We start from the raw sequence: 21,915 nt of genomic DNA on the forward strand, positions 1-21,915 counted from the left end.
TAATACTACAGAACATCTGAATTATGAGTAGATTATGTATCTGAATTAGAATTTAGTTCAGAATCAGAAAAATCCTCTGGATTTGGTACAGATTCAGAATCATCAGCTGGTACGTCTTCTGGTGTAGTTTCAGGAATCTCTGGAACCTCTGGAATAACTGGTTCTTCTGGTTTAGGAGCTTCAGGCTCTTGAGGTTTTTCTGTAGGGATGTCTACAGGTTCATCAGGAGTTGGCTCAGTTGGTGGAGTTACAATCGGTGGAGCAGGTGTTTCAGAACCCTGATTACCATTTCCAGTATTTCCATTGCCAGAACTATTATTTATGTTGCCGTTATAACCTTCTTCATAAGTATTATCGTAATCATCTTCGTAATTATCATTATAACCTTCATCTGGTGTTACATAGTCCTCAGAAGTATCTATAATTTCATCATTAACTTCTTCTTCTGATTCAATTTCCGTATCTATTTCGATTTCATAAAGTGGGTCTTCTTCTTTCTCTATAACATAATCTTTAAGAGTATTCTTGATAGGAGGTCGTTCTTTAATTGATGCTGATTCATTTCTATCAATACTAGCTTGAATGGCATCTATAGAAAAAGTTAAGATTAATGCCAATATTAAGACTACTATTATTATATTTTGTGTTTTTTTTGAATTTAAGTTCATTATCTATGCCTTCCTTTATTATATTTATGCAAATATACAATTCTACATAAATATGGTGAAATCCTCTTTATATTTTAAAGAATAAGAGAATTATGTAAGATATTGTTCTAAGAAATAAGCTACTCCATCTTCATCGTTATTTTTAGTAATGAAATTAGCAATTTCTTTTATTTCATCATAAGCATTACCCATGGCTACTCCTGTACCGCACATTTTTATCATATCTACGTCATTAGGGGCATCGCCAAATGAAACTACATCATTTATATTTATATTAAGTATTTTGCAAAGATTAGATATTGCAAATCCTTTTCCACAGTCCTTATTTAAGAACTCAAATATTTTAGGTAGTGAGTGAATTGCATTATAATTTTCTAAATACTGTGAAGGAATAAGAGGAATAATTTCATCAATCTTATCTTCATCAGCTACAAACATTATTTTAAATAAATTATCAAAACTATCTAAATCATTAGAAGTATCTACATAGTGGACTTTTAAAGGTAAATCGTTATTATCACCATTATCAAAATGATTATGCTTTTCAGAGGCAATAGAAAAATCATGACTAAATGCTTCTATAGCAACATTAAATGATTTGCCTAAATCAAATATTTCTTTACATATATTTGTATCCATATAGTTTGAATAAATAGGTGAGAAGTCTTTTATAGAATATATAGAAGCACCGTTGTTGCAAATTACAAAATCATCATCTGAAAAAATACCTATATCATTTATATAGTGAATTACTGCATTTAAAGGACGACCAGTTGAAATTACAATTCTAGTACCATTATCAGAGAATTTTTTTAAGATATCCTTTGTATATTGAGATACTGTATGATCACTTCTAAGTAAAGTACCATCCATATCTATAGCTATTAGTTTAAACATCATATACCCCCATAAATTTAATAATACTTTTATTCTACAATATAATAGTTTTAATGATTATCAGTTTATGAAAAAGTGATATTAATAGATGAAATTATTTTATATGAAGAAAACTAATCATTAACATATGTTAATAAAGGTAAGTTAAAATTTAATTAAAAATATAATTATTTAAAGTAATATTATTATGATAAATGTAAAATTCTTTAGGTTTGTAATATTAATAAAAACAGTATATAATGATTAAGTTATAATAAAAAATATAATAATTAAAATAGTAATATTTGATTATTTAATATGAAATATCTTCTGTATTATAGTGGAAGATGTAACTTTCAATTACAAAATATAAAATTTTGATTATTAGTTATGAAACATAATATTTAATTAGGAAACACACTACTCATATAAATTTGTAGGTGTAAGTTCGATTGACTAAATTAAAATTTAGAATCTCATTTAAGAAATTTTTATAAGAAATTTACATATATTTTTAGGAGGATAAAACTTTGGCTGATTTAATTAATGAGATAAAAAAGAGAAGAACCTTTGCGATAATCTCTCACCCTGATGCTGGTAAAACTACATTAACTGAAAAGTTTCTATTATACGGAGGAGCAATAAGACTTGCTGGATCTGTTAAGGCTAGAAAAGCTGCAAGTCATGCTGTTTCTGACTGGATGGAAATAGAAAAGCAAAGAGGTATCTCTGTTACTTCTTCTGTTATGCAATTTAATTATTCTGGACATTGTATAAATATACTTGATACTCCAGGACACCAAGACTTCTCAGAGGATACATATAGAACACTTATGGCTGCTGACTCTGCAGTAATGGTTGTTGACGCTGCTAAAGGGGTTGAAGATCAAACTAGAAAGTTATTCCACGTTTGTTCTTTAAGAGAAATGCCAATATTCACTTTCATCAATAAGATGGATAGAGAAGCTCAAGATCCATTCCAATTATTAGAGGATATTGAATCAGAACTTGGAATTAAGACATATCCAATGAACTGGCCAATAGGCTCAGGTAAAGAGTTCAAAGGTGTTTATGATAGACAAAACCAAAGAATCATAGCATTCAATGGTGGAAATCATGGTTCTACAGAAGTTGAAGCTATTGAAGGTTCTGTAGATGATGAAAAATTCAGAGAAATATTAGGATCAGCTCTTCACGATAAGCTAATGGAAGATATAGAACTTCTTGATATAGCTGGAGACGAGCTAGATATGGATAAGGTTAGAGAAGGTGGATTAACTCCTGTATTCTTTGGATCAGCTTTAACTAACTTTGGTGTTGAGCCATTCCTAGAGCACTTCTTAGAAATGACTACATCACCACTTGCTAGAAACTCAAATATTGGAGAAATTGACCCATTTGATGATAAGTTCTCTGCTTTCGTATTTAAGATTCAAGCAAACATGAACAAGGCTCATAGAGATAGAATTGCTTTCATGAGAATATGTTCAGGTAAGTTTACAAAAGGTGAAGATGTATTCCATATGCAAGGTGGTAAGAAATTAAAGCTTGCTCAACCACAACAATTCATGGCTGAAAACAGAGAAATTGTTGAAGAAGCATATGCTGGAGATATTATCGGGGTATTTGATCCAGGTATATTCTCAATAGGAGATACTTTATGTTCACCATCAAAGAAGTTCAAGTTTGAAGGAATTCCAACTTTCGCTCCTGAACACTTTGCAAGAGTTAGACCAGTAGATACAATGAAGAGAAAACAATTCGTTAAAGGTGTTACTCAAATAGCTCAAGAAGGGGCTATCCAAGTATTCAGAGAAAACCACATCGGTATGGAAGAAATAATCGTTGGGGTTGTAGGGGTACTACAATTTGAAGTTCTTGAATACAGACTTAAGAGCGAATACAACGTTGATATTAAGATGGAAAGACTTCCATTCAGATATGTTAGATGGATTGAAAATGAAGATATTGATGTAGATAAATTAAACTTAACTTCTGATGCTAAGAGAGTTAAGGACTTTAAGGATAGAAACATCCTAATATTCCAAAATGACTGGGGGATTAACTGGGCTCTAGACCATAACAAAGGACTTGTGCTTTCTGGTGTAGGAAAGAGTGACGATTAGTCAGCTCATCTAAGGCGAATAGAGTTGCTTCGCAACTGTCCAATAGTGCCTACGGCAGAGCGATAGTCAGCTAGCGCTGAGGAGAAAAGTCACCTTCGGTGAGGAGAAAAGTGCCTTCGGCAAGTGAATGGTCACCTTTAGTGAGATGAAAAGATTGTCTAGCGACAATAGGGAAAGATCAGCTTTGCTGAGGGGAAATGTGCCTACGGCAAGTGAAAATTCACCTTCGGTGAAGGGGAAAGAGTGTCTTGAGACGATAGAGAAAAGTTTTCTTTACGAAAAAGGTGAAACTTACCTAATAAGGTTAAAATATTAATAAAAGTCACATGCGTGATTCTATATGGATCAGCATGTGACTTTTTTGAGTTATGTTTTAAATATTAAGCTTTATACTGTTTTAATTAGTAAAACACATGGTATTAAATAAGTGACCAAATGATGTTTTGGTTATAATTCATAGTAGGTTTTTAATTCAATTCATACTTAGTATGGCTTTCTCTTTTGCGTAGCAGACCCTTGTCAGTTGATGAAGTCAAGATTTTCACTTCTGCGCAGCAGAGCTTTTCCTTCGACGAAGTCGACTTTTCATTTTTGACAAAGTAAAACCTTTACCATCTGCGTTAGCAGGCCTTTCATTTTGCGCTTGCGCGACTAACATACTCCTTTTGTTAGTATAACGTTTGCATAAAGTGCCTTTTCTGATGTTGCTACTACAGCGTAAGCTTCTTTAGCTTTTTCGTAGAAATCAAATCTTGGTAGAAATCCAAATGAAGTAAATTTATCGAAGTTATTATTTATTATTGTTTCGTATGTATCCCAAATTGTTGGTACTACATCATCTCCAGGTACAACACTCATAAGTGATACTGGTTTTTCTGAATATGTGTCTAGTGGAAATAGTTTTAATATCGCTTCTAAAATTTCTGTAACATTATGTCCATCTAATCTAACGACTCTTTGTCCACAAGTGTTGGATGGGAAGTTTCCATCTGCAATAACTATAGTATCTCCATGTCCCATTTCCATTAATATTTTTAATAATTCTGGTGAAAGTATTGAAGGTATTCCTTTTAACATATAAATCTCTCCTTTATTCTGTTGGTATTTAAATATAATTTTACTAAATAATTATAAATTTTTCAATATTATGAAAAATTTATATTGTAAAATATGGTAAAGATAGGTATAATGAAATCGTAAACAATGAAAAACAAAAAAAAACAACAAGAACAAACAATAATAAGGGGGAGGAGTGATTAAATGAACAATGAAGTAGTATTAACAATGAAGAATATAGACAAGAAGTTTTTAGGTGTACATGCTTTAAAAAGTTGTTCATTAACTCTTAGAAAAGGAGAGGTTAATGCATTAGCCGGTGAGAATGGAGCAGGGAAGTCTACTTTGATGAAAATCCTTACTGGAATTTATCAAAGAGATGAAGGTGAAATCACTTATAATGGTAAAAAAATAGTTTTTAATAATCCAAGAGAAGCTCAAGAGGCTGGTATTGCAATTGTTCACCAAGAATTAAACTTAATGAACCATTTAACAGCAGCTCAAAATATTTTTATTGGAAGAGAATCAGAAGGTTTCTTTTTAAATGATGCACTTTTAAATAAGAAGACAGAGGAACTTTTTAAAGAGTTAAAGCTAAATATTAAACCTACAGAAATAGTTGGCAATCTTTCAGTTGGTAAACAACAAATGATTGAAATTGCAAAGGCTATTTCTTTTAAATCTAACATACTTATTTTGGATGAACCTACAGCTGCATTAACTGAAGCTGAAACTAAAGAGTTATTTAGAATAATGGAGGACTTAAAAAATAAGGGAGTTGCAATGGTTTACATATCTCATAGAATGGATGAGATATTCAAAATTACAGATAGAATTACTGTAATGAGGGATGGTGAATTCATAAAGGAACTAAAAACTAAAGAAACAGAAATGAGCGAAATAATCAAATTGATGGTAGGCCGTAATATTACTTCTAATAAAAAAGAAAAAAGTAATGTTAAAGATGGTGCTGAAGTAGTTTTAGAGGTTAATAACTTAAACTCAAAGGACGTTAAAGATGTTTCATTTAACTTAAAACGTGGTGAGATTTTAGGGTTTGCAGGATTAATGGGAGCAGGTAGAACTGAAACTGCTAGATTAATATTTGGTGCTGACCATAGAAAATCTGGAGTTATAAAGGTAAATGGAAAAGAAATTAATATAAAGGATACTTCGGATGCAGTAAATGCAGGTATAGGATATCTTTCAGAAGATAGAAAGAGATATGGATTAGCCTTAGGACTTTCAGTATCGGATAACTCAGTGTTAGCTAATCTTGAAAATTTTTCAAAAGGAATAATAGTTGATGATAAAAGGATTGAAGATATAAGTCAACAGTTTGTAGAAAAAATAAAAACTAAAACACCATCTGTTAAACAATTAGTAAAAAATTTATCAGGTGGGAACCAACAAAAAGTTGTAATTGCAAAGTGGTTAATTAAAGATGCAGATATATTAATATTTGATGAGCCTACACGTGGAATTGACGTAGGTGCAAAGAGTGAAATTTATAATTTAATGAATGAACTTGTTGAAGCAGGAAAATCAATAATAATGATTTCTTCAGAGCTTCCAGAAATATTACGTATGAGTGATAGAATAGCGGTTATGTGCGAAGGTAAGCTTACAAAGATACTTGATATCAAAGAGGCAAATCAAGAAGTTATTATGAAATATGCTACGCAAAGATAATGAGGGAGGATAAAAAATGGATAATAAAAATGGTTTAATTGAAAAAATAAAAGGTCAAGGATTACAAAAATTATTTTCTTTAATAGCTTTAGTAGTGTTAATTCTTGTATTCTCATTATTAGGACAAAACTTCTTTAGTAAAGAAAGCTTTGTAAATATATTAGATTCATCATACTATATAGGATTTATGGCAATTGGTGTTACTTTTGTAATTATTACTGGGGGAATGGACCTTTCAATAGGAACAGTAATGATGTGTTCAGCGTTATTAGGTGGTGTTGCTTATAACGTATGGGGTTGGTCTATAGGAATGGCATTAGCTTTAATTGTAGTTGTAGCTACTCTTTTTGGATTAGTTAATGGAATACTTATTGCAAAATTAAAGTTACCTCCATTTATAGCAACAATGGGAACAATGTTAATATCTCAAGGTTTAGGGTCAATTATAGCTAAGGTTCAAACACAACGTTATCCTACAGCTTATGAAGAAGCAGGATGGTTTAAATCAGTATTCTTCAAAACTGAAGGTGGCTTCCCAATGGGAATTATATTCCTGGCGATATTCTTTATAGTGGCATTTATAATATTAAACAAAACTCGTATAGGAAGATATGCTTTTGCAATAGGTAGTAACGAAGAAGCAGTTAGACTTTCAGGGGTAAATGTAGATAAGTGGAAGATAATGGTTTATGTAATAAGTGGATTCTTCGCAGGACTTGGAGGAATAATGTATGCTGCAACATATACAACTATTATACCTGGTACAGGTAATGGTATAGAATTACAAGCAATTGCAGCGGTAGTTATTGGAGGAACATCACTAGCTGGTGGAATAGGATCAATAACTGGAACAATAATTGGTGTTTACGTAATGAGCGTTCTTAAAAATGGATTAATGTCTATGAATCTTCAAGGGCAATGGCAAGTATTCTTTACAGGTGTAGTTGTTATTTGTGCTGTATTAATAGATATATATAGAAACAAAAAGGCTAACGAAGTTAAGAAAGACAAAAAAGAAAGTAAAAAGGTTAGAGAAGTGAAATCAACTAGTGGTGCTTTGAAGCAGTAAAATGCTGAAAATATATTTATAAGGTAAAAATGGGAGGGTATATTTATGAGGAAAATCAAAAAAATTGTTAGCCTTGCAGTTACTATTGCATTAGTAGGAAGTTTAGCAGGGTGTGGATCATCAAACTCATCAGGATCATCAGGAACTTCTGAAGGAGGAGATACATCTACTTCAAGTGGAGACAAACCTTATGTAGCAGTAGTTTCTAAAGGATTCCAACATCAATTCTGGCAAGTAGTTAAAAAAGGTGCAGACCAAGCGGCTGCAGATTTAGGAGTTACTATTACTTTTGAAGGACCAGCTTCAGAAAGTGATATAAACGATCAAGTTAACATGATAAATTCAGCTTTATCTAAAAAACCAAGTGCATTAGCTTTAGCAGCACTTGATACACAAGCTGTATCATCACAATTAGCAGAGGCTCAAAAACAAGGAATTCCAGTAGTAGGATTTGACTCAGGTGTTCCAGGAGCTCCAGAAGGACAAGTTGCAGCAAATGCAGCAACAGACAACTATAATGCAGCTACAATACCAGCAGACAAATTATTAGAAGTTGAAACAATAGTAGAAAAGATTAAGGGAGCTACAGCAGCATCTCCAGTTGCTATAGGAGTAGTTTCTCAAGATGCTACAAGTGCTTCACTTATAGACAGAACTAAAGGATTTATAGACAGAGCATTTGAAAAATGCGAAGAATTAGTAGGAGCTGGAAATGTAGAAGTTGTAGGACATGATTCTTACAACAAAAAAGCTACAGGAGAAGCAATAGTTAAGATAGTTGTAAACGTTCCTCCAACAACTTCAGCTACAGACGTTCAAAACTCTGCACAAGCTGTATTAGCAACAGAAAACCTAATTGCTATATATGGATCTAACCAAGGTGGAGTAGATGGTATATTAGCAGCTTCTAACGACGGAAGCGACTTCAACAAAGAAAACGGTAAATATAAAGATATAGTTGCTGTTGGATTTGACTCAGGAAAAGGACAAAAAACTGCAGTTGAAAAAGGTTGGTTCTTAGGATCAGTTACTCAAGATCCATACCAAATCGGTTACCAAGCTGTTGCTTTAGCTGTTAAAGCTATGAACGGTGAAGAAGTATCAGATGTTGATACAGGTGCTAAATGGTACAATCAATCTAACTTCAATGATGAAGATATAAACCAATTATTATATGACTAGAATTTAATGAAATAAAGAAAGAATACTGTTTTTTATGGGCAGTATTCTTTTTTATTTTATGAGAGAGGGGGAGGTTTTGCTGGCGCAAAAGAGCAGTAGTCGCTAGCGCGAGGGCAATAGTTTTGATGACGCAAAAGTCCAGAAGTCGCTGAAGCGAGACCAATAGTTTTGCTGCGCAAAAGTCCAGGAGTCGCTGACGCGAGTGCAATAGTTTTGCTGACGCAAAAGTCCCATAGTCAGATATTGCTGAGAGCGTTGAGTGATTAGGCTAAAGAGGATAAGTCATTTTTGAGTAATAAAATTGGGTTTATGAAGCAATGAGAGGTTTTGCTGGCGCAAAAGAGCAGTAGTCGCTAGCGCAAGGGCAATAATTTTGCTGGCGCAAAAGTCCTATAGTCAGCTATCGCTGAGAGCGTTGAGTGATTGGGTTAAAGAGGATAAGTCATTTTTGAGTAATAAGATTGTATTTTGGCAAGATGGACAAGTTTGGGGAGTGCAAAAGAGCAAATATATGAGCAAATATTTTGCTGATACAAAAGTCCGAGATAAATAAACTCTATAATTGTGTTTATTACATTATTAATATGGAGAGAGTTATTTATAATAGGAGTATTTGTTTAGGATGTGGTTTTATGAATTCAGAGATTTTGGAGTTAAGTAGAAGTATTGCTACTGATTCTATCTATATTTGTAGAGAATTAATTAAATTGAGAGAATACTCAATTGCTGATCAATTAAAAAGGTCTTGTACTAGTGTAGGAGCTAATATAGGCGAAGCTATATATGCTGAAAGTAAGAGGGATTTTATACATAAGTTGAATATTTCAATTAAAGAATGTAGTGAAAGTATTTTTTGGATAAGAACTATTAAAGATAATAGCATAATTGAAGATGAGATCATAATTAAAAGATTATATAATAATTGTTTTAGCATTAAAAGGTTACTATGGGCTACTATAAAAACAACAAAGAAAACCCTCAGTAAATAATAAAACTGAGGGTTAAAAATATTAAGATAATTATTAGCAAATGTATTATTAATAGTTATAAATGAGCCAAAGCCACATTGAATATTTGCGATAGCGAATATTGCGCATTTGTGAAGCAAATCTCTTGGACTGCCGCAGGCACATTTGAACTCGACGAAGTCGACATCTTGGACATTTGCGATAGCAAATCTATTTTATTTATATAAAGGGCCAAAGTTTTGACAGAATCTAAAGTCTGCAGATTCTAAGTCTTTAGTTCCAAACATTCCAGCAGTACTTGGTCTGAAGATTTTTTCTTCTGGTACGTTGTGCATAGCAACTGGAATTCTTAACATTGAAGCCATAGTTATTAGGTCAGCTCCTATGTGTCCATATGATATAGCACCGTGGTTAGCTCCCCAGTTATTCATTACTGAGTAAACATCTTTGAATGCACCTTCTCCAGTTAGGTTTGGAGCAAACCAAGTTGTTGGCCATGATGAATCTGTTCTATTATCTATAGTTTGGTGAACTTCTGGATCTAATTCAACAGTATAACCTTCAGCTATTTGAAGAACAGGTCCTAATCCATCAACTAAGCATATTCTTGACATTGTCATTGGCATTCCAGCTTTTGATAAGAATTTAGAAGAATATCCGCCTCCTCTGAAGTATTCGTGAACTGCTGGCCACCATGTTGTAGCTTCTAAGCAATCATTAACTTCAGCTTCTGTGATTTCCCAGAATGGTTTTAATGCTGGATTTCCTTCTTTATCAGTTTGTCTTCCAGTAGCGTCTATAGTAGTAGCCCCTGAGTTTATTAAGTGGATAATACCGTTAGCAGCACGTCCAGTTAATTCTTTTCCTGTAACTCTCTTAACTGCATCTGGAGACCAGTAAGTTCTTACGTCTGAGAATAATTGAGCTGTATTTGTTAAAAGGTGACCAAATAACATTGCAACACCGTTTAATGAATCGTTTTCTGTAGCTAATACATAAGCTTCTCTTATACCATTCCAGTCAAATGAAGAGCAAAGTATAGCTTCCATAAAGTCACCATTTGGCATATGGTCTGTCCAGTGTCTTTGACCTTGGAATCCACCAGCTATAGCATTATGACCTTCTGATTCTTCAATAAATCCTAATTCAGCAAGTCTTGGGTTTCCAACCATTAAGTCTTTTGCAATAAGAGTCATCTTAACAACAGTTTCCCAAATTTTATCTTTTTCTTCTCTAGTTCTTTGATTTTCAGGAGCATTTTTATCTGTTCCTTCTTTGCAGTTTTCTTTAACCCATGCTAAAGCTTTTTCGTATTCAACTGGGTCATATATTCCTCTATCAAGTCTTCTGTTGATTTCACTCATATCAACATATTCATTTCTCATTCCAAGATATTTTTGGAAGAACTTTTGATCAACAATTGAACCTGCAATACCCATTGAAACAGATCCAATTGAAAGGTATGATCTTCCTTTCATTTGAGCAACAGCTAATCCAGCTTTTGCAAATCTTAATAATTTTTCTTTAACATCTTCAGGTATTTCTGTCATGTTAGCATCTTGAACATCTCTTCCATATATACCGAAAGCAGGTAATCCAAATTGGCTATGTCCAGAAAGAGCAGCAGCTAAGTAAACAGCACCAGGTCTTTCAGTACCATTGAATCCCCAGATAGCCTTTGGTCTATGTGGATCCATATCTATAGTTTCACTACCATAACACCAGCAAGGAGTTACAGTAAGAGTTAAGCCTACGCCTTCTTTTGCAAATTTATCTGCACATCTAGCTGCTTCAGCAACTCCACCTATTGTAGAGTCTGCAATAACACATTCTACAGCTTCACCGTTTGGATATCTTAATGTAGAAGAGTATAAATCAGCAACTTGCTTTGCCATATTCATAGTTTGTTCTTCTAATGATTCTCTAACACCTAATCTTCTACCATCAATAGTAGGTCTAATACCTATCTTTGGATATTTAGTATTTAATCCCATAATTCTAACCCTCCCATATTTAAAACATATACATTCTAAACGTATACATATTTTACAATAATTAGTTTACAACAAAAAAATGGACAAGTCAATCAAAACCAAAATAAACACAGAAAAAAACATGTAAAAAATATTGTTTATGTTGTTTTTATGTTGTATTATATAAATACACAGGTAAATATTTACATAAAGTTAAGCGGGGGTATATGAATTTATGAGCAATTTTTTAGCATTTGATTTTGGAGCATCTTCAGGAAGAGCTATTTTGGTTAAGATTGAAAAGGACTACATTGATATGAAGGAGATACATAGATTTCCTAATGAACCAGTTTTCTTAGGAGATAAATATGTTTGGGATTTTCCTAGATTATTAAATGAAACTAAGACAGCTCTTAAAAAAGTAGTAGCATCAGGAACAAAAATAACTTCTATTGGAATAGATACATGGGGAGTTGATTATGGCCTTTTAGATAAAGATAATAATTTAATTGGGATGCCTATGCATTATAGAGATGAAAGAAATTATGAAGGCGTAAAAGAGGTTGAAAAGAAAATTGATTTAGAAAGTCTTTATTTAAGAACTGGTATTTCGAATAATACTTTTAATACAGCATTCCAACTTGTTGGTGATAGATTAAAAAGAAATACGATTTTAGAGAATTCAGATTCTTTATTATTTATGCCAGACCTTTTTGCATATTATTTAACTAATGAAAAGAAAAATGAATTTACAATAGCATCAACTTCAGGACTTTTAGATATGAAAAATAGAACTTGGGATAAGGAACTAATAAATGCATTAGGAATTCCTGAAAATATCTTTAATGATATAATTGAGCCAGGAGAAACTTATGGGTATTTAACAGATGAAGTAATGGATGAAACAGGAATGGAGAGAGTTCCTGTAATAGCGATTGGTGGACATGATACTGCATCAGCTGTGGCAGGTACACCATTTAAAAATAAAGGTAATGCATTTTTAAGCTCTGGAACATGGTCACTTCTAGGGTTAGAGATAGATTCACCAATAATTAGTGAAGAAACATTTAAAGCATCATTAACTAATGAAGGTGGAGTAGGAAATAAGATAAGGTTATTAAAAAATATAAATGGTACATGGTTACTTCAACAATTAAGAAAGAACTGGTGTGAATTCCATGAGGAAATAGGATTCCCAGATATAATTAGAGAAGCTAAAAAGTATGAAGATTGTACATTTAAAGTTAATACAAATGACCCAAGACTTATGAATACAAAGAATATGATTAAATCAATTAAAGAATATTGTATGGAACATGGACAAGGCGAACCTACAGAGTTAGGGGAAATAGCTATGGCTATATATAATGGATTGACTAGTGAGTACAAAGCAACAATAGAAGAATTAGAAGAGATTTCAGGAAGAGAGATTCCAGGTATCAACGTTGTTGGTGGAGGAATCCAAGATAAATTTTTATGTGAGTTAACAATGAAGAGAACAGAAAAAACTTTAATAGCAGGACCTATTGAAGCTGCTGTATTAGGAAATGTTATGATACAAGCTATAGCAAATAATGAGATAGAATCTATTGAAGAAGGTAGAGAACTTATCTTTAATGCATTCAGCTGTGAAGTATATTCTCAAGAGGTTGTCTTAGAGTAAATTGTAATTATCATAACAGTTAAAAACAATAACAGTCTAACTAATACTATATCAAAAATTGAAAAATATACTTTAAATTTACAAAATTTCAGGTATAATTTAAAGATAGAATAAAGAAAAGGTTGTGAAGTTAGTGTTAGCAATAGTTAGAAGACAGAAGATTGTTGACATCATCCAGGATAAAAAGAAGGTTTTAGTGCAGGAATTGGCTGCTAATTTTTCTGTGACTGAAGAAACTATTCGTCGTGACTTAGAAAAGTTAGAAGAGCAAGGAATACTAAAAAGAACTTATGGTGGTGCGATAATTAATCAAGGCACTAATGTAGATATGCCAGTAGATATGAGGGAAATATCTAATAAAGAAGGTAAGATGAAGATTGCTGAACAAGTTTCCCAAAGCATACAAGAAGGTGATACATTAATGCTAGACTCATCTTCAACTGCTTTCTATGTTGCAAAATGTATAAAGAAAAGCAAGAAGAGAGTTACCATAATTACAAATTCATTAAAGGTATTAATTGAGTTACAGGATACTAAAGATGTAAATCTTATATTAGCAGGTGGAAGCTTTAGAGAAAGTGCTAAATCATTTGTTGGAAAGTGGTCTGAAAGTGTAATTCAAAATTATTATGTAAATAAAGCTATAATATGCTGTAAAGGTATGGATATAAATAGAGGAGTAATGGATTCTAACGAACAAGAAGCTGAAGTTAAGAAGCTTATGGCAGGATCTGCAGATAAGGTATTCTTAGTTGTGGATTCTATGAAGTTTGATAGAAGCTCCTTCGTAAATATAGTTGATTTTGATCAGATAGACTATTTATATACGGATGAACCATTATCAAAGAAATGGGAAAAAGTATTAAGAGAAAATGATGTTAAAGTAAATATTTGCAATGGGTAATTTGTGATTAGGGGAAAGGTTTTGCTGACGCAAAAGTCCAAAAGTCAGCTACGCTGAGAGCAAAAGATTTGCTAGCGCAAATGTCCCAAAGTTAGTTATACAGAGGTTAAGAGATTTGCTGGCGCAAATGTCCAAAAGTAGCCTACGTTGAGGGCAAAAGATTTGCTGGCGCAAATGTCCCAAAGTTAGTTATACAGAGGTTAAGAGATTTGCTGACGCAAATGTCCGAAAGTCAGCTACGTTGAGGTCAAAGGATTTGCTGGCGCAAATGTCCAAGGGAATTGGCTAATATCGAAAGTAAATGTGAAGTATTCACTTAGTTGTTAGTAAATATGCTTGTAGTATGAATAGATTAATTTATACTACAGGCATTTTTTTTGTTTAAAAAGGATTAACAATATGGTTATTAATCATATTAATTTGGATTTAGGTTGAATTTATAAAGTACAGATTTTGGGAATGCTTAAAGTTTTATGTTGAATTTGTATCAAAAACAACATATTAAACAAAAATTATCAATTTGCAACATAAAATGTGTTTTAAATGCCTTAAAAATAAGGAAAAGTCTACTTTTGAGAAGAGAAAAACTGTTCTTAAGTGTTTTGTATTTTAAAGAAAACTAAATTTTAACAATAATAAATAAAGAAAATATCTCACCTAATATTGACTATGAATACTTATATTGGTAAAATAAAGATAAACAAAGATAAAAACAAACATAAATACAGATAAACAGAAATAAAATCAAATAAAGGTTAATTGGGAGGGGAATTTATGTTTTCAGAATATGAAATCAAAAAACAAATTTGTGAAATAGGTAAGAGAATATACCAAAACGGCTTTGTAGCTGCTAATGATGGTAATATCTCAGTAAGAATTAATGATAAGGAAGTACTTTGTACACCAACAGGAGTTTCAAAAGGGTATATGACTCCAGATATGATTTGTAAGGTTGATATGAATGGTAATGTACTTCAAGCTAATGGAAAGTTTAAGCCATCTTCAGAAGTAAAGATGCATTTAAGAGTATATAAAGAAAGACCAGACGTAAAATCAGTAGTACACGCTCATCCACCTTATGGTACAAGCTATGCTATAGCAGGAATTCCACTAGATAAGCCAATAATGCCAGAAGCGGTTATAGCTTTAGGAGCAGTTCCAATAGCTGAATATGGTACTCCATCAACAGAAGAAATTCCAGATGCAGTAGCTAAGTATTTACAATGCTATGATGCAGTTCTTTTAGAAAACCATGGTGCATTAACTTACGGACCAGACTTAATGGCAGCATACTTCAAAATGGAATCTTTAGAATTCTATGCTAAGTTAATGTTTATCTCTAGCCAAATCGGACAACCTCAAGTATTAGACAACACTCAAGTTGATAAGTTAATAGATATAAGAAAAGCAATGAACTTAACAGGAAAACATCCAGCTTTATGCCAAAAAGGTGGAGCATGTACATGCAAAGCTAATAATGAAGAACCAGCAGTTGATGAAGATCTTATAGCTAAGATTGCTAAAGAAGTTACTTCTAAGATTTTAGGTAAATAGTGAAAAATGAGATCAAAGAGATTTGAAACTTTAGGAAAAAGACCTATAAATCAGGATGTTTTCATGGAAGAATGGCCTGAAAAAGGGTTTGTAGCGATGAGAAGTCCTTATGATCCAGAACCTTCGATAAAAATAGAAGGAAATGTGATAACTGAGCTTGATGGAAAGAAGAGAGAAGATTTTGACTTTCTTGATTATTTCATAGCTGATTATGCTATAGATAAGGAAATGGCAAAGGAAGCTATGGAGTTAGACTCATTATTATTTGCAAGACTTCTTGTTGATACAGTAACTCCAAGAGAGGCCATCATAAGGATAGTAAAAGGTTTTACACCGGCTAAGATATTAGAAATAGTTAATCATCTTAATGTTGTTGAAATGATGATGGCTATGCAAAAGGTTAGGGCTAGGAAAACTCCTGCTAACCAAGCACATATAACTAATTTAAAGGACAATCCTTTACTTATAGCAGCAGATGCAGCAGAAGGTGCATTAAGAGGATTTAGGGAAGAGGAAACAACAGTTGGGATAGTTAGATATGCACCTTTTAATGCAATAGCTTTATTCATAGGTTCTCAAATAGGTAAAAAGGGAGTTTTAACTCAATGCGCCGTTGAGGAAGCTACTGAATTAGAGCTTGGCATGAGAGGATTTACAACATATGCAGAGACAATGTCTGTATATGGTACAGAAAATGTATTTATAGATGGAGATGATACTCCATATTCAAAGGCATTTTTAAATGCAGCATATGCTTCAAGAGGATTAAAAACTAGGTTTACTTCAGGTACTGGTTCAGAAGTTTTAATGGGTGATGCAGATAAAAAATCAATGCTTTACCTAGAAACAAGATGTTTGATGGTTACTAAGGGAGCTGGGTCACAAGGAATACAAAATGGTTCAGTATCTACTATAGGGGTTACCTCATCGGTACCATCAGGTATAAGAGCAGTATTAGGTGAAAATCTTATAGCAGCAATGCTTGATTTGGAAGTGGCATCATCAAATGACCAAACATTTTCTCATAGTGATATAAGAAGAACAGCAAGGTTATTGATGCAATTCTTACCTGGAACAGACTTTATATTCTCAGGATATAGTGGAACACCTAACTATGACAATATGTTTGCAGGTTCAAACTTCGATGCTGAAGATTTTGATGATTACAACGTACTTCAAAGAGATTTAAGAGTTGATGGTGGATTAAGACCAGTTAAAGAAGAGGAAGTTATAAAGGTTAGACTAAAGGCAGCAAAGGTAATTCAAGATTTATTTAGAGAACTTGATTTAGCAGTTGTTAAAGATGAAGAAGTTATAGCTGCAGCTTATGCACATGGAAGCAATGATGTTCCAGATAGAGATGTTATAAAGGATTTTGAAGCTATCGAACAATTAATGAAAAAAGGTATTACAGGTATTGATATAGTAAGAGCTCTGATAAATGCAGGGCATAGAGATGTGGCAAGTGACATATTGGAAATGCTTAAGCAAAGGGTTTCAGGGGATTATCTCCAAACATCAGCAATACTTGATGAAGAATTCAATGTAATATCTGCAATTAATAATAAAAATGATTATCTTGGACCTGGCACTGGATATAGATTAGACGGTGAAGAATGGGAAAAGGTTAAAAAATTAAATAATATTATAGATAGAAACTCCTATTAGGGTTAGGAGGTATGAGATGGACCAAAGTGTATTAGTAGAGAGAATTACACAATTAGTAATAGAAGAATTAAAAAATAATAATAAGGTATCTTTAGATAATCTGTTCCAAAGGGCTATTGAAGAAAAGCAAGCAGAGATTGGTGAAGGTAAGGATGAGGTCGTAATAGGTATTAGTCCAACATTTAATCAAGAAGTAAAGCAAACTTTATCTGGAGCAAATCACAAAGATGTAATTAAAGAAATAGTTGCTGGAATTGAAGAAGAAGGCTTAAAAGCTAGAGTTATTAAAGTTTTTACAAGTGCAGATGTTGCTTTTATAGGAAAAGAAGCAGCTACACTTAGTGGCTCAGGTATAGGAATAGGTCTTCAAGCTAAAGGAACAGCAGTAATTCATCAAAAGGATTTATATCCATTAAGTAACTTAGAATTATTTCCACAAGCACCACTTATAGATTTAAAGACATATAGGAATATAGGCAAGAATGCAGCAAAGTATGCAAAGCTTGATAATCCAATACCTATAAGAGTAAAAAGTGATTGTATGAGCAGACCAAAATTTCAAGTAAAAGCAGCTCTTTTTCATATAAAAGATACTGAAAAGGTAGTAAGAGGAGCTAAATCAATAGAAATACCATTGGAGGAGCTTATATGAAATATCCATTAAGTAAAAGTGACATAGATATAAAGAGTAAAAGTGGAAAATCAATAGACCAAATAACTATTGATGAAGTTATTAATGGAAGAGTAACTGGTGAAGATATAAAGATATCTAAGGAAACATTAAGGCTTCAAGGTGAAATAGCAAGGCAAGAAGGTAGAACTCAATTAGGAGAAAATTTTGAGAGAGCTTCTGAACTTGTTGATATACCAGATGAAGAGTTACTAATTATCTATAACATGTTAAGGCCTAACAGAAGTACAAAGGAAGAGCTTCTTAATAAGGCAAAGGAAATAAGAGACAAGTATAATGCTATAGCTTGTAGTAATCTTATTATGGATGCTGTAAATGTATACAGTAAGAGAGGGATATTAAAATAGGAAAAATAATATGTGGTGTAGATATTGGTAATTCATCAACAGAAGTTACTATTTGTGAGATATATGAGAGTTTAAAAAATATAAAGTATATAAGTTCAAATCGGGTAAAAACAACAGGGGTAAAAGGAACTAGAGATAATGTAACAGGTGTTAGAGTTTGTATACAGGGAGCTTTAGATAAAGCAAACTTAAGAGTTAATGATATTGACCTTATAAAGATAAATGAAGCATCACCAGTTATAGGTGAAAGTGCCATGGAGACAATATCAGAAACGATAATAACAGATTCTGCAATGATTGGACATAATCCAGATACTCCAGGTGGTTTTGGGGTAGCTTTTGGAGAAACAATAAAATTAGAAACATTAAGTGGAAAATACTGTGGACAAAATCATATGAGCTTATGGAATAATGTGGATAAAAATAGCGATTTACCAAGTTATGGAGTTTATGAATTTGATAAAGTACAAGCTGATGATTCTAATAAGGAATATATCGTAGTTATTGATGAAAACTTTAATTATGATAATTCTTCAAAATTAATAAATAAATTAGTTGAAAATGGTGTGAATATAACAGGGGTTATATTAAAAGAAGATGAAGGTGTGCTTCTAAATAATAGGTTAGATAAAAAAATACCAGTTATAGATGAAGTGCAAAAGATAGAAAAAGTTCCCATAGGGAGAAAAGCTGCCATTGAAGTTGCAAAGTCAGGAAAAACTTTAAAGGTTTTATGTAATCCATATGGAATTGCAGGTATCTTTGGTTTAAACCCAGAGGAAACTAAGAAAATCACACCTATAGCTAAAGGGTTAATTGGACTTAGATCTGGTGTAGTTATTAGGACTCCATCAGGTGAAGTAAAAGAGCAGAAGGTTAAGGCTGGAAAGCTTAGGATAATAGGAAATAAGTCTATTGAAGAAATTGATATAAATTCTGGAGCTTACAATATCATGAGAAAATTATCACAGGTTGGTGAGATAAAGGATATTGAAGGTGAAAGAGCGACTAATATATCTTTTATGATTAAATCTATAAAAGATTCTATGGCTAAATTAACAGGCTTAGATATGGAAAAGGTTAAAATAAAAGATTTATTGGCAATAGATACAACAGTTCCGTTAGAAATTAAAGGTGGAATAGCAGGAGAAAGATATAGAGAAAAGGCTGTTGCAATAGCAGCTATGGTTAAAACTGAAAAACTACCACTTATGAAGATTAAAGAGGAGCTTGAAGATTACTTTAAAGTAAAGGTTGAAATAAATGGAGTTGAAGCTGTTATGGCATCAATTGGAGCATTGACTACAAGAGGTACAAAACTTCCTATAGCTATTGTAGATATGGGGGGAGGGTCCACTGATGTAGCACTGTTAGATGAAAAAGGTACAGTAAAAACTATACATCTAGCAGGAGCTGGAGAGTTAGTGACAATGATGATTAATCTAGAGCTTGGACTAAATGATAGGAACTTAGCTGAAGAGGTTAAGAAGCATATAGTTGGTAAGGTTGAATCACTTTATACTCTTAGGTTAGAAAATGGAGAGGTAAGATTTTACGATAAACCATTAAACTCAAAGCTTTATGGAAGAGTAGTTGTAGTAAAAGATGATGAATTGCTTCCTATATATAATGATGTAACTATAGAAAGAGTTATTAAGGTAAGACGAAGAGCTAAGGAAGAGATTTTTATTAAAAATATAATTAGAGGATTAAAGATAGTAAGTGATATGGGAAATCTTTATTCAATACCTAATGTAGTTTTAGTAGGAGGATCAGCCTTAGACTTTGAGGTACCAGATATGGTATCTTTGGAACTTTCAAATTACGGAATTATAGCAGGGTCAGGAAATATAAGAAATACAGAAGGACCAAGACATGCAGTGTCAACAGGATTGGTGTTGGATTGGTTGGCGTAAGAGGTCGACTGCGTCGAGGGGAAAGGTTTGCTTCGCCAAGGGGAAAAGATTTGCTGGCGCAAATGTCCCAATGTGCCTACGGCAGTCCAAAAGATTTGCTACACAAATGTCCAAAGGTTACTTTGCTAGGATGAGAAGATTTGCTGGAGTAAATGTCCTAATATGCCTACGGCAGAGCGATAGTCGCTAGCGTGAGGTGAAAGGTTTGATTTGCCAAGGTGAAGAGATTTGCTGGCGCAAATGTCCCAATGTGCCTACGGCAGTCCAAAAGATTTGCTACGCAAATGTCCAAAGGTTATTTTGCTAGGATGAGAAGATTTGCTGGAGCAAATGTCCCAATGTGCCTACGGTAGTCCATAAGTCAGCTTAGCTGAGACCAAGAGTTGATAAGGCAGAGCGATAATTTGCTTCGAAAAGGGGAAAGATTACCTTCGGTGAGGTGAAAGTTTTTCTTTGCGGAAAAGGTGAAAGGATTTTCTTTGAAAATAGGAGTTTACCTTAAAGAGGATGATGTGAGGACAAGCATTAGAATGGATAATAATTTTTTGAAGGTTTATTCAGATAAAAATAATGTGTATTTAGGTTTTGTGTTAGATGGTCTTGAGGAACAGAATATAAGATATGAAGTTTTGGCTCTGGAGCTGATTGGTGAATTAAACCTTGCAAAGGTTCCTTTTAACATGGCTATAGAGTTGAATCAGAATAATGTAGAACTTAAATCTAGTGATTTTAAGGGGGTAGTAAATTTTAAAGTCACTATTAGTAATAAAAAAATAGCTAAGGAATTTGGGCTTGATGTAGGAAGGTATATTAAGAAAATTCCACTAAAGGGTGATTGGTATGAGTAGTTTAAAATATCTTAATCTAGATATAGCAACGAAAGTTATGAAGGAAGTTGAGAATGCTGCAAAAGAGTTAGGAACACCTATTGTAATAGCTATAGCTAATGAATGGGGACTTCCAATAGCAGTTCATTTTATGGATGGAGCACTTCCTGCAAGTTATGATATAGCGGTTAATAAAGCTTACACAAGTGCAACTGTAAGATTATCCACAGAAGTGCTTAAGGAGTTATCAAGAGACGGTGGAGAACTTTTTGGAATTATGAACACTAACAATGGAAGAATAGTAACTTTCCCAGGAGGATTTCCTTTAGAGATTGGTGGAAAAGTTGTTGGAGCTGTTGGAGTAAGTGGAGGAACTGCTGACTACGATAATAAGTTAGCTTATATCGGAAAAGAAATATGGAGTGAGTTTGCTGCACAAAGAGGATAGGATTTGCTGGCGCAAATGTCCAGATGTGCCTACGGCAGTCTAAGAAGATTTGCTACGCAAATGTCCAAATGTGACTACTATAGTTCATAAGTCAGCTTCGCTGAGAGCAAGAGTTGATAAGGCAGAGCGATATGTGTTGACTTCGTCAAAGGGTGAAAAGTACCCTCAGTAAGTGAAAGGTTTGCTTATGCAAAGGGGAAAGGTCAGCTAGCGCTGAGGTGAAAAGTACCTTCGGTAGGGGAAAAGTTTGCTTATGCAAAGGGGAAAGGATTTGCTGTGCAAATGTC

18 protein-coding genes are annotated in these 21,915 nt (G+C 33.1%); 14 read left to right on the plus strand and 4 right to left on the minus strand.

The window, feature by feature from the left end:
- Positions 1–32: 32 nt before the first annotated feature.
- Both H8S10_RS18235 and H8S10_RS01100 read right to left on the minus strand, forming a co-directional pair.
- On the minus strand, positions 33–668 hold the full coding sequence (locus H8S10_RS18235) for a hypothetical protein (protein WP_186837663.1): 636 nt from the start codon (positions 666–668) through the stop codon (positions 33–35).
- Between the two features lie 90 nt (positions 669–758).
- Positions 759–1,565, minus strand: coding sequence for a Cof-type HAD-IIB family hydrolase (locus H8S10_RS01100; protein ID WP_186837664.1), 807 nt, complete (start codon positions 1,563–1,565; stop codon positions 759–761).
- 509 nt (positions 1,566–2,074) lie between these two features.
- On the opposite strand from H8S10_RS01100, the gene H8S10_RS01105 reads away from it, so the two are divergent.
- Positions 2,075–3,670 (plus strand): peptide chain release factor 3, encoded by a 1,596-nt coding sequence (locus H8S10_RS01105; protein WP_055266155.1) that lies wholly within the window; start codon positions 2,075–2,077, stop codon positions 3,668–3,670.
- Positions 3,671–4,321: 651 nt separating this feature from the next.
- Here the strand turns inward: H8S10_RS01105 and H8S10_RS01110 are convergent.
- Positions 4,322–4,747, minus strand: a complete 426-nt coding sequence (locus H8S10_RS01110; RefSeq protein WP_186837665.1) for an RbsD/FucU domain-containing protein — start codon at positions 4,745–4,747, stop codon at positions 4,322–4,324.
- Positions 4,748–4,930: 183 nt separating this feature from the next.
- On the opposite strand from H8S10_RS01110, the gene H8S10_RS01115 reads away from it, so the two are divergent.
- The 4 genes from H8S10_RS01115 to H8S10_RS01130 all read left to right on the plus strand — a co-directional run bounded on the left by H8S10_RS01115 (position 4,931) and on the right by H8S10_RS01130 (position 9,658).
- Complete coding sequence (locus tag H8S10_RS01115; RefSeq protein WP_055266159.1) at positions 4,931–6,418, plus strand: sugar ABC transporter ATP-binding protein; 1,488 nt, start codon at positions 4,931–4,933, stop codon at positions 6,416–6,418.
- 16 nt (positions 6,419–6,434) lie between these two features.
- Complete coding sequence (locus H8S10_RS01120) at positions 6,435–7,487, plus strand: ABC transporter permease (protein WP_055266161.1); 1,053 nt, start codon at positions 6,435–6,437, stop codon at positions 7,485–7,487.
- 45 nt (positions 7,488–7,532) lie between these two features.
- Positions 7,533–8,669: an ABC transporter substrate-binding protein gene (locus tag H8S10_RS01125; RefSeq protein WP_186837666.1), complete on the plus strand. Its 1,137-nt coding sequence runs from the start codon at positions 7,533–7,535 to the stop codon at positions 8,667–8,669.
- A gap of 632 nt (positions 8,670–9,301) precedes the next feature.
- On the plus strand, positions 9,302–9,658 hold the full coding sequence (locus tag H8S10_RS01130) for a four helix bundle protein (RefSeq protein WP_186837667.1): 357 nt from the start codon (positions 9,302–9,304) through the stop codon (positions 9,656–9,658).
- A 194-nt stretch (positions 9,659–9,852) separates the two neighbouring features.
- Here H8S10_RS01130 and H8S10_RS01135 read toward each other — a convergent pair whose 3' ends face one another.
- Entirely contained in the window at positions 9,853–11,631 is a 1,779-nt protein-coding gene (locus tag H8S10_RS01135) for an L-fucose isomerase (RefSeq protein WP_186837668.1), read from the minus strand.
- Positions 11,632–11,845: 214 nt separating this feature from the next.
- Between H8S10_RS01135 and H8S10_RS01140 the strand changes: the two genes are divergently transcribed.
- From H8S10_RS01140 to H8S10_RS01180, 9 genes are all read left to right on the plus strand, one after another.
- The gene (locus H8S10_RS01140) at positions 11,846–13,273 is read left to right on the plus strand and encodes a rhamnulokinase family protein (RefSeq protein ID WP_186837669.1); all 1,428 of its coding nucleotides are present in this window, start codon (positions 11,846–11,848) and stop codon (positions 13,271–13,273) included.
- Positions 13,274–13,406: 133 nt separating this feature from the next.
- Positions 13,407–14,177 (plus strand): DeoR/GlpR family DNA-binding transcription regulator, encoded by a 771-nt coding sequence (locus H8S10_RS01145; protein ID WP_347707655.1) that lies wholly within the window; start codon positions 13,407–13,409, stop codon positions 14,175–14,177.
- Between the two features lie 774 nt (positions 14,178–14,951).
- On the plus strand, positions 14,952–15,731 hold the full coding sequence (locus H8S10_RS01150; protein WP_055266175.1) for a class II aldolase/adducin family protein: 780 nt from the start codon (positions 14,952–14,954) through the stop codon (positions 15,729–15,731).
- A gap of 6 nt (positions 15,732–15,737) precedes the next feature.
- Entirely contained in the window at positions 15,738–17,399 is a 1,662-nt protein-coding gene (locus tag H8S10_RS01155) for a propanediol/glycerol family dehydratase large subunit (protein ID WP_186837671.1), read from the plus strand.
- Between the two features lie 16 nt (positions 17,400–17,415).
- A complete protein-coding gene (locus tag H8S10_RS01160) occupies positions 17,416–18,051 on the plus strand; it encodes a propanediol/glycerol family dehydratase medium subunit (protein ID WP_186837672.1) in 636 nt (211 codons plus the stop codon).
- On the plus strand, positions 18,048–18,437 hold the full coding sequence (locus H8S10_RS01165; RefSeq protein ID WP_186837673.1) for a diol dehydratase small subunit: 390 nt from the start codon (positions 18,048–18,050) through the stop codon (positions 18,435–18,437). Before H8S10_RS01160 ends, H8S10_RS01165 begins: the two co-directional genes overlap by 4 nt.
- A 254-nt stretch (positions 18,438–18,691) precedes the next feature.
- Positions 18,692–20,353: a diol dehydratase reactivase subunit alpha gene (locus H8S10_RS01170; protein ID WP_243175810.1), complete on the plus strand. Its 1,662-nt coding sequence runs from the start codon at positions 18,692–18,694 to the stop codon at positions 20,351–20,353.
- Between the two features lie 479 nt (positions 20,354–20,832).
- Positions 20,833–21,201: a hypothetical protein gene (locus H8S10_RS01175; protein WP_055266185.1), complete on the plus strand. Its 369-nt coding sequence runs from the start codon at positions 20,833–20,835 to the stop codon at positions 21,199–21,201.
- Positions 21,194–21,628 (plus strand): heme-binding protein, encoded by a 435-nt coding sequence (locus H8S10_RS01180; RefSeq protein WP_186837674.1) that lies wholly within the window; start codon positions 21,194–21,196, stop codon positions 21,626–21,628. The genes H8S10_RS01175 and H8S10_RS01180 overlap by 8 nt, the downstream gene beginning before the upstream one ends.
- Positions 21,629–21,915 lie beyond the last annotated feature (287 nt).

It is taken from the genome of Clostridium sp. NSJ-49, assembly GCF_014287725.1.
Classification (GTDB): Bacteria; Bacillota; Clostridia; order Clostridiales; family Clostridiaceae; genus Clostridium; species Clostridium disporicum_B.